This is a genomic window from uncultured Bifidobacterium sp. (assembly GCF_959020155.1).
Lineage (GTDB): Bacteria > Actinomycetota > Actinomycetes > Actinomycetales > Bifidobacteriaceae > Bifidobacterium.
In genome coordinates, this window is sequence record NZ_CAUERC010000011.1 from 18853 (window position 1) to 33881 (window position 15029).

The window sequence follows — 15029 nt, forward strand, 5'->3', positions numbered from 1 at the left end:
CGTGGCAGAACAAATGGTGTTCGACGCCGACCAGGTGACCGCTGAGGTTGCCGAGGGCATCGAGAAAATCCAGAACGCCTCCAACCTGGAGGAGCTCAAGGCCATCAAGACAACGTACGCAGGTGCCGATTCGGCGATGACCAAGGCCAGCAAGGCCATTGGCTCCCTGCCCGCCGACCAGAAGAAGGAAGCCGGCAAGCTCATGGGCAAGCTGCGCGCCGACTTCGGCCGCGCCTATGGTCCCAAGGAGGTCGAGCTCAAGGAAGCCGCCGAGAAGGCCGCGCTTGCCGCCGAAACCGTGGATATGACGCTGCCGGTGAGCCGTAAGCCTCTGGGCGCCCGTCACCCGCTGCCTAAGCTGATGGAGGACGTCGAGGACTTCTTCATCTCCATGGGCTGGCAGATCTCCTCCGGCCCGGAAATCGAAGCCGAATGGTACAACTTCGACTCCCTGAATTTCGGCCCGGACCATCCGGCCCGCCAGATGCAGGACACCTTCTACGTCAAGGGCAATCAAGCCAAGGACGCCGCCGGTTTCGTCGGCTCCAACATGGTGGTGCGTACGCAGACCTCCTCCGATCAGGTCCGTGCCCTCCTGACCCGTGGAGTGCCGCTGTACATCGCGTCCCCGGGCCGCGTGTTCCGCACCGATGAGCTGGACGCCACCCATACTCCGGTGTTCCACCAGTGCGAAGCCCTCGCCGTCGACAAGCACCTGACCATGGCCGACCTGAAGGGCGTGCTGGACAAGCTCGCCGTCGCCATGTTCGGCCCTGAAGCCAAGACGCGCCTGCGCCCGAGCTACTTCCCGTTCACTGAGCCGAGCGCCGAACTCGACCTGTGGTTCCCCGACAAGAAGGGCGGCCCCGGCTGGCTCGAGTGGGGCGGCTGCGGCATGGTGAACCCGAACGTGTTGAAGTCCGCCGGCATCGACCCGGACGTCTACACCGGTTTCGCCTTCGGCGTCGGCATGGAGCGCACGCTCCTGCTGCGCAGCGACATCAACGACATGCACGACCTGGTCGAAGGTGACGTGCGTTTCGCCGAACAGTTTGTGATGGGGGAGTGATTCAGCCATGCCTATGATCGATATCGATTGGCTCAAGGACCATGTCGAGGTTCCCGAAGGCCTGACCTACGAACAGCTCGCCAAGGACCTTGTCAAGGTGGGTCTTGAGGAAGAGGAGATTCACTCCTCTCAGGTGACCGGCCCGATTGTGGTCGGCTACGTGGTCGACGCCACCCCCGAACCGCAGAAGAACGGCAAGACCATCAACTGGTGCCACGTGGACTGCGGCGACGAATGGAACGAGACCGACGAAGACGGCAACAAGGTGCCGCGCGGCATCATCTGCGGCGCGCCCAACATGAAGGCCGGCGAAAAGGTCGTCGTCACCCTGCCTGGTGCCGTGCTGCCCGGCGACTTCAAGATCGAACCGCGCAAGACCTACGGCCACATCTCCAACGGCATGTGTGCCTCCGAACGTGAGCTGGGTCTGGGCGACAACCACAATGGCATCATCCTGCTGCGTCAGTACGGCTTCTCCGAGGCTGAATACGAGGCTCTGAAGCCTGGTCAGGACGCCATGCATCTGCTGCACCTCGACCAGCCTCTGCTTGAGATCAACATCACCCCGGACCGTGGCTACACGCTGTCCTACCGTGGCGTGGCCCGCGAATACCACCACTCCACCGGTGCCGTCTACACCGATCCGGCCGTGGCACTCAACGAGAAGGCCCCGGAACCTGCTGACTACCAGCCCGGCACCCCGGTGGACATCGATGTTGAAATCGACGATAACAATCCGATTCACGGCGTGCCCGGTTGCGACCGCTACTACGCGCGCATCGTCAAGGACTTCAACCCCAACGCCCACACGCCCAACTGGATGCGTCGTCGCCTGATCCGCGCCGGTATGCGCTCCATCTCCTTGGCCGTGGACGTGACCAACTACGTGATGCTTGACCTCGGCCAGCCGATGCATGCCTACGACCTCGACAAGCTCGAAGGCCCGATTGTCGTGCGCCGCGCCAACGAGGGTGAGAAACTCACCACCCTGGACGGCAAGGAACATGACCTGAGCGTCGAAGATCTGCTTATCACCGATTCGCCGAACGGCGAACGCGGCTCGCGCATCCTCGGTCTTGCCGGTGTGATGGGCGGCCTGTATGGCGAAGTGACCGCCGACACCAAGAACATTCTTCTGGAGGCCGCGCACTTCGATCAGGTGACCATCGCCCGTTCGGCCCGTCGCCACAAGATTCCATCCGAGGCCTCCCGCCGCTTCGAACGTGGCGTCGACACCGCGCTGCAGCCCGCCGCCACCCAGATGGCCGCCGAGCTCATGGCCAAGTACGGCAACGGCGAGCCCAGCGAACACCCGAACGACGTGAACAACACACCGCGCGCCAAGGTCATCCACTTCAAGGCCTCCGAAGTGGCCCGCGTGGCCGGCCTCGACGTGGACATCAACCGCATCTCCGACATCCTGACCGACATTGGCTGCACGGTGGCCGGCGGCGGCAACGGCGAGTTCGCCGTAACCGCGCCGAGCTGGCGCCCGGACTTGAACGAGCCGTGCGACCTGGTCGAGGAGATTGCCCGACTGGTCGGCTACGACCAGATTCCGATCACCGTGCCGCCGGCACCGGTCGAGGGTCTGGTGGGCCTGACCCCGGACCAGCAGCGTCGCCGTCGCGTGGCGGACGAGCTCGCCGAGTTCGGCATGGTCGAATCGCTGAGCTACCCGTTCGTGGGCGACGACGATTACAAGGCCTTCGGCTTCGACCCGGAAGCCACCAAGAAGGTCAGCGTCGAGATCGCCAACCCACTCTACGGCGACCGTCCGTACCTGCGTCGCGAGATTCTGCCGACCCTGGCCACCACCGTGCAGCGCAACATCCGCCGCGGCATCGAAAACGTGTCCCTGTATGAGCTCGGCCACGTCTACCTGTGGGATCCGAACGCGCCCGCCATCCCGGCACTGCCCGGCGGCGTGCGCCCCACCGACGAACAGCTCGCCGCGCTTGACGCCGGTCTGCCCGAACAGCCCGACCATGTGGCCGGCATCCTGACCGGTCTGGCCGAGGACGATGGCTGGATGGGCGGCAAGCGCCCGGTCGACTGGTCCGACGCCGTCGAGGCCGTGCGCCGCATCGCCGGCCGTATCGGTGCCGCAATCGAACTCGACCAGCCCGCCGCCGACGATGTGCCAGTCCAATGGCACCCCGGCCGCGCCGCCCGCGTCATGGTGGGCGACGTCTTTACCGGCTGGGTTGGTGAACTGCACCCGCGCGTCAACGAGGCGCTCGGCTTCCCGGCCCATTCCGCGGCCTTCGAGCTGAACCTCACCGCGCTGTTCGCCACGCTGACCGGCAAGCCCGTCCAGGCCAAGCCGATCTCCACGTTCCCGCCGGTCAAGCAGGATTTGGCCTTCACCGTGGACGAGACCGTGACCGCAGGCCAGCTTGAGAACGTGATTCGCAAGGCCGTCGGCGCGAACCTCGAATCCATCGAACTGTTCGACGTGTTCACCGGCGAACAGGTGGGCGAGGGCAAGAAGTCCCTGGCCTATGCGGTGGTGTTCCGTTCGCCGAGCAAGACGCTGTCCGCCGAAGACAGCGACGCCATCCGCAAGGCCATCGTGGCTGAGGCCGCCGAAATCGGCGCCCAGCTGCGCGCCTGACCCAACCAATCATCCGAATCGAGGAGCGCCATGAGCCAAGCGGAGCAGGACAAGCCGAAATACGGGCAGTACCAGCAGCCTGAATATGGTGCTATGTCTGGCCAATACGGGCCGAATTACAACCCGTATATTTATGGCGCTCCCGAGCCGGATACCAAGAAGGATTCCGCCGCAGCCGCTGGCGATAACGGTGGCGCGGCACAATCTCAGCAGGCCGGCCAGCCGTATGGTCAGCAGCCGGCGTGGCCCGGCAATCAGCAGGCGGGCGGCTGGCCGTACGCTCAAGGCGGCCAACAGTCCGGTCCGGGCGCATATCCGGGCGGGTACCCGGGCATGCAGGGCCAGCCGTATGGTCAACAGCCGAACGGTCAGCCTCACCAGCCGCATTATTACCACGGCATCGACCTGAACGATCCAAAACAGAACCCACTCTACGGGCACTGGGATTCGTATGCGATCATCTCCTTTATCCTCGCCCTGTTCTTCCCGGTGCCAGTGCTCTCGGCACTGATGGGCGCGGTGGCAATGTGGCGCACGCGCACTTTCCATATGAAGGGCTTCGGTTTGGCCGTGGCCGCCGTGGTAATCAACGTGCTGTACACCATCGCCGTCATCTGGATGGCCTTCAATGGCTATGACGCCATGAGCCTTTACCAGGAAGCCCTCCAGCAACTCACCGGCGGCACCGGCTCCTCCTCCGACTCCATCTCCGCATAAGTAGCGTTCACATACCAACACACCCACTGCATAAATATGCAATAGTCTGCATAATCGCGTATACTCATCCGAAGACACATCAGTGAAAAGAGATGAGTATGGCGAAATATACAGTGGCCGTGGCCGGTGCCACGGGCTATGCCGGCGGTGAAGCGCTGCGCATTCTGGCCGCGCACCCCGACTTCGACATCACCTGCGTGGCAGGCCATTCCTCAGTGGGGGAGTCGATGGCCAAGCACATGCCGCATATTCCCCAACTGGCCAATCTGGTCGTTGAAGATACCACGCCCGAAGTGCTGAACGGGCATGACGTTATCATCCTCGCACTGCCGCACGGTGCTTCGGGCAAGCTCGCCTCGCAGCTCGATCCGAATGCCGTGGTTGTGGATTTGGGCGCCGACCATCGCCTCGAAGAACAGGCCGCTTGGGATGAGTTCTACGGCGGCGATTTCTATGAGCATTGGACCTACGGCATGCCCGAGCTCATCACCGGCAAAGCCGCGGACGGCTCCTACACCCGCCAGCGTGCGGCGCTTCCTGGCACCAAGCGCATCGCAGGTCCTGGCTGCAACGTCACCGCCACCACGCTGGCCCTCCAGCCCGGCATCGCCGAAGGACTGGTTGAATCGCAGGATATCGTGGCCGATCTGGTCGTCGGATACTCGGGTGCCGGCAAGAATCTCAAGCGCACCAACCTGCTTGCCGCCGAGGCCCTGCAATCCGCCCTGCCGTATTCGGTGGGCGGCAAGCACCGCCACATTCCCGAAATCCTGCAGAACTTCGCCCACGCGGCCGGCAAGAGCGCGGCCGAAGCCAGCGAATTCACGCTCGGCTTCACACCGATTCTCGCCCCCATGTCCCGAGGCATCCTCGCCACCGTGTCCGCCCGCATGACGGACAAGGCCAAGACACTGAGCGATGAGGAGATTCGCGCCGTATGGTCCAAGGCCTATGAAGGTCAGGACTTCATGGTGCTGCTGCCCGAGGGCACGCTGCCCGCCACCGGCAACATCATCGGATCCAACGCAGCCCACCTGCAGGTCGTCACCGACCGCAAGGCCGGCCGCATCTACGCTTTTGCCGCCATCGACAACCTCAACCGTGGTACCGCCGGACAAGCGGTCCAATCACTGAACATCGCACTAGGCCTGCCGGAAGACGCGGGCCTGACCAAGATCGGAGTAGCACCGTGAGCGTTACATTTGCACAAGGTTTCTCCGCCGCCGGCGTGGCGGCTGGTATTTCATCCGTCGAAGGCAAGAAGGACTTGGCCCTCGTGGTCAACAACGGCCCGCTCGACGCGGCTGCAGGCGTGTTCACCTCGAACCGTTTCTGTGCCGCCCCGGTGCAGTGGAGCCGTAAGGTCGTCGCCGACGGTCACGTCAAGGCCGTGATTCTGAACTCCGGCGGTGCCAACGCCTGCACCGGCGAGGCCGGTTACGCCCAGTCCGTCGCCACCGCGGAAACGGTCGCCGGGCTCATCGGCGCCGAACCGAATGATGTGGCTGTCTGCTCCACCGGTCTCATCGGTGAACTGCTGCCGTTGGACAACGTGCTGGCTGGTGCCAAGAGTGCCCATGAGGCTCTTGCCGCCACCGCCGAAGCCGGCACCGACGCCTCCCACGCCATCATGACCACCGACACCAAGCCGAAGACGGTCGAACTGACCGGCTCCAACGGCTGGAAGATCGGCGGCATGGTCAAGGGCTCGGGCATGATTGCCCCGCAGCTGGCCACCATGCTGTGCGTCATCACCACCGATGCGGTTGTCTCCGCCGGTCAGATGCAGGCCGCACTCGCTGTGGCTGCCGAACATTCGTTCAACCGCATCGACGTGGACGGCTGCATGTCCACCAACGACACGGTCCTGCTGCTCGCCTCCGGTGCCTCTGGCGTCGAACCGGACAAGGACGAATTCAACAAGCTGGTGCGTGAGGCCTGCGCATCCCTGTCCCGCCAGATCATCGGCGACGGCGAAGGTGCCTCCCACGACATCCGTATCATCGTCACCGGTGCCACCAGCGAAGACGCGGCACTTGCCTGTGGTCGTGCCGTCGCCGCCTCGAACCTGCTCAAGTGCGCCATCTCCGGCAACGATCCGAACTGGGGCCGCATCGTCAGCTCCCTGGGCACTGTGCCACCTGAAGTCGCGCCTTACGATTCGAACAAGGTGACCGTGGACGTCAACGGCGTGCGCATCTGCGAGAACGGCGGTGCCGGCCGCGACCGTAGCGAGGTCGACATGACCCCGCGCGAAGTCCACATTGACATCGACCTGAACACCGGCTCGGACGCCGAGGCCACCGTCTGGACCGACGATCTCACCCACGAATACGTCCACATCAACGCCGACTACGAAAGCTGACAAACAGCCCAGTGGGCTGTTTGTAGCAGCCGGCAGCGATAGCGTCGCCGGCGTCGCAGAAAAGAGAAAAATTGTCTACAGAATTGAAGGGACCTGGGTTCCATTTCGACGTGCACACCGATTTGCGCGCCGATCAGAAGGCAGAAGTGCTTATTGAAGCGCTGCCATGGCTGGAGGAGTTCGCCGGCCAGCGTATCGTCGTCAAATACGGCGGCAATGCCATGGTCGATGACCATCTGAAGCAGTGCTTCGCCGAAGACATGGTCTTTCTGCGTCAGGTGGGTCTGCACCCGATCGTCGTGCACGGCGGCGGCCCGCAGATTTCCCACATGCTCAAGGCCCTCGGCATCAAATCCGAATTCAAGGGCGGCCTGAGGGTCACCACCCCCGAGGCCATGGATGTGGTGCGCATGGTTCTGACCGGCAAGGTTTCACGCGAACTGGTAGGCCTGATCAACGCGCACGGCCCGCTGGCCGTAGGTCTGTCCGGTGAAGACGGCGGCCTGTTCTCGGCCATGCAGCGCAGGCCCATCATCGATGGCAAGTCCACCGATATCGGCCTGGTCGGCGACGTGGTTTCCGTCGATGCTTCGGCAGTCGAGGATCTGGTGGCCGCCGGTCGTATCCCGGTCGTCTCTTCCGTGGCTCCGAACGAAGAAGATGCCACTGAAGTGCTCAACGTGAACGCCGATTCCGCTGCCGCCGCTTTGGCTGCCGCTGTGGGCGCACACAAGCTCGTTATCTTGACCGATGTGGATGGTCTGTACGCCGATTGGCCGGACAAGAATTCTCTGATTGGCCGGATCGGTGTGGAAACCCTGCGCGATATGCTGCCGGACCTGGAATCCGGTATGCGACCCAAGATGGAGGCCTGTGTCAGGGCCATCGACGGTGGCGTGCCCCAAGCCCATATCATCGATGGGCGCAAGCCGCATTCGATTTTGAACGAGATATTCACCTCCGCAGGCATCGGTACCATGGTTATGCCCGATGAAGGACTGGAAATGAGGAGCTCTTATGGCTACTGAGCATGAGGAAAAACTAGGTACGGAAGACAGCAAGTGGCTGGGAGAGTACTCTCAGGTCCACATGAATGTGTTCGGTACGCCGCTGCGCGTCATGGATCACGGCCAAGGTGCCCACATCTGGGATGTTGACGGTAACGAATACCTCGATTTCCTGGCAGGCATCGCCGTCAATTCCCTCGGATATGCCCACCCCAAGTGGGTCAAGGCGGTTGCCGATCAGGCTGCCAAGGTGGCTCATATCAGCAACTATTTTGCGTCCGAGCCGCAAATTGAATTGGCATCAAAACTGGTCAAGCTGGCTGGTGCACCTGAAGGCTCCAAAGTCTACTTCGGCAACTCCGGTGCTGAAGGCAATGAAGCTGCCCTCAAGCTCGCCAAGCTGTATGGACGCACCTTGCCTGGTGCCCTGCCTTCCATCGGCGGCAAGCCCGCACGCATTCTCGCAATGACTCACGGCTTCCATGGCCGTACGATGGGTGCGCTGTCCGCCACGTGGAAACCCGGTATCCGCAAGCCGTATGATCCGCTGGTGCCGAACATCGAATTCGTGCGCGCCGGCGACAAGGTCGCCCTGCACGACGCTTTTGCACAGACCGGTCTCGGTCGCTATGGCAAGGGTCCGGTGGCTGCTGTGATTCTGGAACTTATCCAAGGCGAAGCCGGCGTGCAGCCGTTGGACGCCGATTACGTCAAGTTCGTGCGCGAACTGTGCGATATCAACCACGCGCTGCTTATCATCGATGAAGTACAGACCGGTATCGGACGTACCGGCAAGTGGTTCGCATTCCAGCGTGACGATCTGTCCGGCGGCGTGACGCCGGATATGGTGACTTTCGCCAAGGGTGTGGCAGGCGGATTCCCGATGGGCGGCATGATCGCTTTCGGCGAGAAACTTGCGGCTCTGTTCACTCCTGGTTCCCACGGCTCCACCTTTGCCGGCAATCCGCTGGGTGCGGCTGCGGGACTCGCCACTCTTGACGTGATTGAAGACGAGAATCTGGTGGCCAACGCCGAAGCTCGCGGCGAACAGCTGCGCGATGGCATTATGGCCACCGGTAATCCGCTGTTCGTTTCCGTACGCGGCCGTGGTTTGCTGGACGCCGTCGAGCTCAAGCATCCCTGCTCCCACGCGGTGATGAACTACTGCCTCGAACACGGGCTCATCGTCAACGCGGTGGCTCCCAATGCGCTGCGTTTCGCACCGCCGCTGATTGTAACCGCACAAGACGTGGATCAGGCACTTGCCATCCTCAAGGATGTGCCTACGGACCTGCCCGACGACTGATTTCTCTCTGTCACTGCCGACCCACCGATCCAAGGAGATCATCATGACCCCAGAACTTCGCCACATGCTGCGTGACGACGACCTCAACCATGAGGAACAGAAGCAGGTGCTCGAACTTGCCATCAAGTTCCACCACGACCGCTTCTACAAGCAGCCGTTCGCCGGTCCGCAGGCCGTCGCCGTACTGTTCGACAAGCCATCCACCCGCACCCGTTCCAGCTTCTCCATCGGCGTTGCCGAGCTTGGCGGCTACCCGCTGGTCATCGACAAGTCCGGCTCCCAGCTGGGCCGTGGCGAGCCCGTGGCCGATACCGCTCGTGTGCTCGACCGCATGGCTTACGGCGTGGTGTGGCGCACCTTCGGTCAGGACCGCGTCGAAGAAATGGCCAAGTACTCCACCCATCCGGTGGTCAACGCCCTGACCGATGACTTCCATCCCTGCCAGATTCTCGCCGACTTCCAGACCATCGCCGAGCACCGAGGCGGCGTCGACAACCTGAAGAACCAGACCATCGCCTACCTCGGCGACGCGGCCAACAACATGGCCAACTCCTACCTGCTCGGCGGTGCCGTGGCCGGCATGGACGTGCGCGTGGCCGGCCCCCACGGCTACCTGCCCCGCCCGGACATCGTGGCCGACGCCAAGCGCGTCGCGGCCGAGACCGGCGGCTCCATCCTGGTCACCACCGATGCCAAGGAAGCGGTGCAGGACGCCGACTGCGTGTTCACCGACACCTGGGTCTCCATGGGCGAGGAGGCCGAATACGCCATCCGTTCCAAGCCGTTCTGGGATTACCAGGTCAACACCGAACTTATGGCATTGGCCAAGCCGGATGCACTCTTCCAGCACTGCCTGCCCGCCTACCGCGGCAAGGAAGTCACCGCTGAAGTGATCGACGGCCCGCAGTCCGTGGTGTGGGACGAGGCCGAGAACCGTCTGCACGCACAGAAAGCGTTGCTGACTTGGTTGACCGGCAAGGCCCGTGGAGACGAAAGCCTGCTCGCATGAGTGAAACCGGTCCGTCCCTGCAGCGCCCTGCCACCAGGGCGGCGCGGCTGAGTGCCATAGAACAGGCGCTCGCCACGCATATCATCACCTCGCAATCACAGCTGTCCAAAATCCTTATCGACGAGGGCATTGCGGTGACTCAGGCGACCCTGAGCCGCGATCTTGACGAGATGCATGCGGTGAAGACCCGGCTGAAGGACGGCACGGTGGCCTACACAGTGGGTCGCAGCGTCGTTGCTTCAGAAGGTGAGGATGTAGGGGAGCGCGGTGAGGCACAGATGTCCCGCGTGCTGAACGGACTGGTCACCTCGGTGGCCGCCGCCGGAAATCTGGTTGTGGTGCACACGCCTTCCGGTGCCGCACAATACGTGGCCTCGGTGATTGACAAGCAGCCGATCGAAGGCGTGCTGGGCACCATCGCCGGAGACGACACCGTCATGGTGATTTGCACCAATGACGACACCGCCGTCTCCCGCTCCGACTGGCTGCTAAGCCTCGCCTCCAAATAACCAACACGCCGTGCATAAATATACAGTCCTCTGTATATACTTGCATCAGTTTGTTTTTGAACTTGTAACGAAAGGGAACCAATGGCAGATAACAAGCGCATTGTTCTGGCCTACTCCGGCGGTCTTGACACCTCCGTCGCCATCTCGTACCTGAAGGAGCGCACCGGCAAGGACGTCGTGGCCGTGTCCCTCGACGTCGGTCAGGGCGGCGAAAGCCTCGAGACCATCAAGCAGCGCGCCCTCGCCTGCGGTGCCGTTGAATCCTACGTGGTCGACGCCCGTGACGAGTTCGCCAACGAATATTGCATGAAGGCCCTCAAGGCCAACGCCATGTACGAAGGCGTCTACCCGCTGGTCTCCGCCATCTCCCGTCCGCTGATCTCCAAGCACCTCGTGCGCGCCGCCCACCAGTTCGGTGCCGACACCATCTCCCACGGCTGCACCGGCAAGGGCAACGACCAGGTTCGTTTCGAGGTCTCCATCGCCTCCATCGACCCGACGCTGAAGGCCATCAGCCCGATTCGCGACCTGTCCCTGACCCGCGACGTCGAGATCGCGTTCGCCAAGGAGCACAAGCTGCCGATCACTCAGACCGAGAAGTCCCCGTACTCCATCGACCAGAACGTGTGGGGCCGCGCCATCGAGACCGGCTTCCTTGAGGATCCGTGGAACGGCCCGACCAAGGACTGCTACTCCTACACCGACGACCCGGCCTTCCCGCCGGTCGAAGATGAAGTCGTCGTCGAGTTCAAGGAAGGCGTGCCGGTCAAGATCGACGGACGTGACGTCACTCCGCTGCAGGCCATCGAAGAGATGAACCGCCGCGCCGGAGCCCAGGGCATCGGCCGTATCGACCTTATCGAAGATCGTCTGGTCGGCATCAAGTCCCGCGAGCTATACGAGGCCCCGGGTGCCGTGGCCCTGATCACCGCTCACCAGGAACTCGAGAACTGCTGCCTCGAACGCGAACAGCACCGCATCAAGCGCGACATCGACAAGCGCTGGGGTGAGCTGGTTTACGATGCGCAGTGGTTCTCCCCGGCAACCCAGTCGCTCAATGCCTTCATCGAGGACACCCAGAAGTACGTGTCCGGTGAGATTCGCATGGTCCTGCACGGCGGCCGCGCGGTCGTGACCGGCCGTCGCTCGGATTCGTCGCTGTATGACTACAAGCTGGCCACTTACGACTCCGGCGATACCTTCGACCAGAAGTCCTCCAACGGCTTCATCGACATCTACGGCCTGCCGTCCCGCGTGGCCGCAGCGCGCGACGTCAAGTTCGGCAACGGCATCGAGGTTCCGAAGAACACCGTCGAGTAATTCTTACTCAGTCGCCCCCGCTGCGAGGCTGTCGGCATAGCTGACTGGGAGTGGTCTTTGAAAGGACTGTCCTCAGTCACACTCCATGTGACAGCCCTCGCCAGCGGGGGCAACTGTATGTTTGAACACATTGCTACGCTTAAACACAGCTATTTTCACTTTTCAAGGAGTCTTCATGACTGAGAACAACGAACATCTGGCCCTGTGGGGTGGTCGCTTTACGTCTGGTCCGTCGCCGGAATTGGCCCGACTGTCCAAGTCCACGCAGTTCGACTGGCGCTTGGCCGACGACGACATCGCCGGTTCCCGCGCCCACGCCCGTGCTCTCGGCCGTGCGGGACTCCTGACCGCCGACGAGCTGCAGCGCATGGAGGATGCGCTCGACACGCTCCAGCGCCACGTTGACGATGGCTCCTTCGCCCCCATCGAAGACGATGAGGACGAGGCCACCGCCCTCGAACGCGGTCTGATCGACATTGCCGGCGACGAACTCGGCGGCAAGCTCAGGGCCGGCCGTTCCCGCAACGACCAGATCGCCTGCCTGATTCGCATGTGGTTGCGCCGTCACTCCCGCGTAATCGCCGGACTCCTGCTTGACCTCGTCAACGCCCTGATCGAGCAGAGCGAAAAGGCCGGCCGCACCGTGATGCCGGGCCGCACCCACATGCAGCACGCCCAGCCCGTGCTGCTCGCGCACCAGCTCATGGCCCACGCTTGGCCGCTGATTCGCGACGTGCAGCGACTGATCGACTGGGACAAGCGCATCAACGCCTCTCCGTACGGCTCCGGCGCACTGGCCGGCAACACGCTCGGCCTCGACCCGGAGGCCGTGGCGCGTGAGCTCGGCTTCTCCCGCGTGACCGACAACTCCATCGATGGCACCGCCGCACGTGATCTCGTGGCCGAATTCGCGTTCGTGGCCGCCATGACCGGCGTGGACATCTCCCGCCTGTCCGAGGAGATCATCATCTGGAACACCCAGGAGTTCGCCTTCGTCAAGCTCGACGACGGCTATTCCACCGGCTCCTCCATCATGCCGCAGAAGAAGAACCCGGATATCGCCGAGCTCGCCCGCGGCAAGTCCGGCCGACTCATCGGCGATCTGACCGGCCTACTGGCCGCCCTGAAGGGCCTGCCCACCGCCTACGCTCGCGATCTGCAGGAAGACAAGGAGGCCGTGTTCGACCAGGTCGATACGCTCGAAGTGCTGCTGCCAGCCTTCACCGGCATGGTCAGGACCATGCACTTCGACGGCGACCGCCTGGAAGAGGAAGCTCCGACCGGCTTCGCGCTGGCCACCGACATCGCCGAATGGCTCGTCAAGAACGGTGTGCCGTTCCGCCACGCGCACGAGCTCTCTGGTGCCTGCGTCAAGCTCGCCGAAGGCCGCGGCCAGGAACTGTGGGATCTGACCGACGATGACTTCATCGAGACCTTCGCCGCGTTCCTGCCGGCCGACAAGGCTCCGGGAGTACGCGAAGTGCTCTCCAGCCACGGTTCGGTCGACTCCCGCAACGGCAAGGGCGGCACCGCTTACGGTCGCGTGCGCGAGCAGATCGCCGACGCCAAGGCCGAGGTCGAAGAACTCAAGCTCTTCCCCGCATCCACGTCGGATGGTTCCGCCTACAAAGCCCCCGGCACGTTCTAGTCCCAATGAAGCTCCCTCTGATGAGGGAGCTTCATTTTGCTGTTGTCACTGCAACGGCATACACTGAGAAACCGTAACGAACGGGAGCCGTGAGGCTGAGAGGAAGTCGCCAGACTTCGACCGGGGAACTTGACGCGGGTCATGCCGCCGTAAGGAATCGTTGTCGCAGATTTGCCGGGTTCTCCGATACAGCTTTCATTCCGTTTGCATAATTCAGCCGTGAGACGGTCGTGATGGAGCCAATACATCACAGCGGTCGAACGGTCGCATGATTGGGTTCATGAATGGGCGCACCACATAAGGTACGGTTCGTTTCGTGCACCCTTTTTTACTATCTGAAAGGATATTATGCAGGTCAACGGAGAGCAGGTCACGCTCGAGACGCCGGTCAGCGTCGCCGATTATCTCGAAGCGCACGGATTCCGCGCCGAGCGTGTGGCCATCGAACTCAATGGTGAGATTATCCCGCGCGATAAGCGTGCCGACGCCATGCTCGACGACCAGTGCGTCATGGAAATTGTGCAGTTTGTACAGGGTGGATGAAAGGAAAAGCTATGAGCAATATTAATCCGGTTACTGAAGCATCTGTTGAGGCGACTCCGCTGCCGCCGCAGCCCGCCGTCACCAATCCGGTCGGCACCGCCGCGCCGATTCTCCCGGTGGAAGACAAGCCGCTGAACCTGGGCGGTCACGAGTTCCAGTCGCGATTCATTCTGGGCTCCGGCCGCTACGACCTGAACCTCATCAAGGCCACGGTCGAACATGCAGGCACGCAAATCGTCACCATGGCACTGCGCCGCGCGCAGACCACCGAGAACAGCGTGCTCGACTACATTCCCGAAGGCATTACGCTGCTGCCCAACACCTCCGGTGCGCGCAACGCCGAGGAAGCCGTGCGTATCGCCCGACTGGCACGCGAAGTGTGCCACACCGACTTCGTCAAGGTCGAAATCGAACACGAGACCAAGTACCTCTTGCCGGACAACGCCGAAACCATCCGAGCCACCGAAATGCTGGCCAAGGAAGGCTTCGTGGTCATGCCCTACATGTTCCCGGACCCGATTGCGGCCCGTCAGCTGGAGGAGGCCGGTGCCGCTGCCGTTATGCCGCTCGGTTCGTTGATCGGCTCCAATATGGGCCTGCGCATGCGTGACTTCATCGAAATCATCATCGCCAACGCGCATGTGCCGGTCATCATCGACGCTGGTATCGGCCGTCCGAGCCAGGCCTGCGATGCGATGGAGATGGGTGCGGATGCGGTGATGGCGTACACGGCCGTTGCCTCTGCTGGCAATATCCCGCTGATGGCTGAGGCGTTCAAGCACGCCATCGATGCTGGTCGTGCGGCGTATTTGTCTGGCCTTGGCAAGGTGACCGAGGGACAGGCTGTGCCGTCCAGCCCGACTACAGGGTATTTGCACTGACACTTTTATTAGCTCCCCTCTCTGAGGGGAGCTGGCCG

The 15029-nt window shown here is 62.6% G+C and carries 13 protein-coding genes and 1 riboswitch; all 13 genes read left to right on the top strand.

What is annotated here, in order from left to right:
• Window positions 1-13: 13 nt before the first annotated feature.
• The 13 genes from pheS (at window position 14) to Q5H31_RS04510 (ending at window position 14991) form a co-directional block, all read left to right on the top strand.
• Complete coding sequence (gene pheS / locus Q5H31_RS04450; protein WP_007053617.1) at window positions 14-1069, top strand: phenylalanine--tRNA ligase subunit alpha; 1056 nt, start codon at window positions 14-16, stop codon at window positions 1067-1069.
• A gap of 7 nt (window positions 1070-1076) precedes the next feature.
• Window positions 1077-3686 carry a phenylalanine--tRNA ligase subunit beta gene (pheT, locus tag Q5H31_RS04455; protein WP_302457541.1) on the top strand — a complete coding sequence of 870 codons (2610 nt, stop codon included), beginning with the start codon at window positions 1077-1079 and terminating at the stop codon, window positions 3684-3686.
• A gap of 30 nt (window positions 3687-3716) precedes the next feature.
• Window positions 3717-4403 (top strand): hypothetical protein, encoded by a 687-nt coding sequence (locus Q5H31_RS04460; protein WP_131226526.1) that lies wholly within the window; start codon window positions 3717-3719, stop codon window positions 4401-4403.
• A 98-nt stretch (window positions 4404-4501) separates the two neighbouring features.
• Complete coding sequence (gene argC, locus Q5H31_RS04465) at window positions 4502-5596, top strand: N-acetyl-gamma-glutamyl-phosphate reductase (protein WP_012471942.1); 1095 nt, start codon at window positions 4502-4504, stop codon at window positions 5594-5596.
• Window positions 5593-6768: a bifunctional glutamate N-acetyltransferase/amino-acid acetyltransferase ArgJ gene (argJ, locus tag Q5H31_RS04470; protein WP_127053085.1), complete on the top strand. Its 1176-nt coding sequence runs from the start codon at window positions 5593-5595 to the stop codon at window positions 6766-6768. Before argC ends, argJ begins: the two co-directional genes overlap by 4 nt.
• Window positions 6769-6839: 71 nt before the next feature.
• A complete protein-coding gene (gene argB, locus Q5H31_RS04475; RefSeq protein ID WP_032684570.1) occupies window positions 6840-7796 on the top strand; it encodes an acetylglutamate kinase in 957 nt (318 codons plus the stop codon).
• A complete protein-coding gene (locus Q5H31_RS04480; protein WP_131211513.1) occupies window positions 7786-9081 on the top strand; it encodes an acetylornithine transaminase in 1296 nt (431 codons plus the stop codon). The genes argB and Q5H31_RS04480 overlap by 11 nt, the downstream gene beginning before the upstream one ends.
• Before the next feature lie 43 nt (window positions 9082-9124).
• Window positions 9125-10090 carry an ornithine carbamoyltransferase gene (gene argF / locus Q5H31_RS04485; protein ID WP_032682442.1) on the top strand — a complete coding sequence of 322 codons (966 nt, stop codon included), beginning with the start codon at window positions 9125-9127 and terminating at the stop codon, window positions 10088-10090.
• On the top strand, window positions 10087-10599 hold the full coding sequence (locus Q5H31_RS04490; RefSeq protein WP_013411018.1) for an arginine repressor: 513 nt from the start codon (window positions 10087-10089) through the stop codon (window positions 10597-10599). Before argF ends, Q5H31_RS04490 begins: the two co-directional genes overlap by 4 nt.
• Before the next feature lie 81 nt (window positions 10600-10680).
• Complete coding sequence (locus Q5H31_RS04495; RefSeq protein WP_065443749.1) at window positions 10681-11919, top strand: argininosuccinate synthase; 1239 nt, start codon at window positions 10681-10683, stop codon at window positions 11917-11919.
• Window positions 11920-12094: 175 nt separating this feature from the next.
• A complete protein-coding gene (argH, locus tag Q5H31_RS04500; RefSeq protein ID WP_302457542.1) occupies window positions 12095-13567 on the top strand; it encodes an argininosuccinate lyase in 1473 nt (490 codons plus the stop codon).
• Window positions 13568-13637: 70 nt separating this feature from the next.
• A riboswitch (TPP riboswitch) is annotated at window positions 13638-13741 on the top strand.
• A gap of 174 nt (window positions 13742-13915) precedes the next feature.
• Complete coding sequence (gene thiS, locus Q5H31_RS04505) at window positions 13916-14110, top strand: sulfur carrier protein ThiS (RefSeq protein ID WP_007051161.1); 195 nt, start codon at window positions 13916-13918, stop codon at window positions 14108-14110.
• An 11-nt stretch (window positions 14111-14121) separates the two neighbouring features.
• Window positions 14122-14991, top strand: a complete 870-nt coding sequence (locus Q5H31_RS04510) for a thiazole synthase (protein ID WP_003828815.1) — start codon at window positions 14122-14124, stop codon at window positions 14989-14991.
• Window positions 14992-15029 lie beyond the last annotated feature (38 nt).

Coding starts and splice junctions, on each gene's coding strand:
- argF (WP_032682442.1), top strand. CDS start 9,125: ATGACCCCAGAACTTCGCCACATGCTGCGTGACGACGACCTCAACCAT.
- Q5H31_RS04460 (WP_131226526.1), top strand. CDS start 3,717: ATGAGCCAAGCGGAGCAGGACAAGCCGAAATACGGGCAGTACCAGCAG.
- Q5H31_RS04495 (WP_065443749.1), top strand. CDS start 10,681: ATGGCAGATAACAAGCGCATTGTTCTGGCCTACTCCGGCGGTCTTGAC.
- Q5H31_RS04490 (WP_013411018.1), top strand. CDS start 10,087: ATGAGTGAAACCGGTCCGTCCCTGCAGCGCCCTGCCACCAGGGCGGCG.
- Q5H31_RS04480 (WP_131211513.1), top strand. CDS start 7,786: ATGGCTACTGAGCATGAGGAAAAACTAGGTACGGAAGACAGCAAGTGG.
- argC (WP_012471942.1), top strand. CDS start 4,502: ATGGCGAAATATACAGTGGCCGTGGCCGGTGCCACGGGCTATGCCGGC.
- Q5H31_RS04510 (WP_003828815.1), top strand. CDS start 14,122: ATGAGCAATATTAATCCGGTTACTGAAGCATCTGTTGAGGCGACTCCG.
- argH (WP_302457542.1), top strand. CDS start 12,095: ATGACTGAGAACAACGAACATCTGGCCCTGTGGGGTGGTCGCTTTACG.
- pheT (WP_302457541.1), top strand. CDS start 1,077: ATGCCTATGATCGATATCGATTGGCTCAAGGACCATGTCGAGGTTCCC.
- pheS (WP_007053617.1), top strand. CDS start 14: ATGGTGTTCGACGCCGACCAGGTGACCGCTGAGGTTGCCGAGGGCATC.
- thiS (WP_007051161.1), top strand. CDS start 13,916: ATGCAGGTCAACGGAGAGCAGGTCACGCTCGAGACGCCGGTCAGCGTC.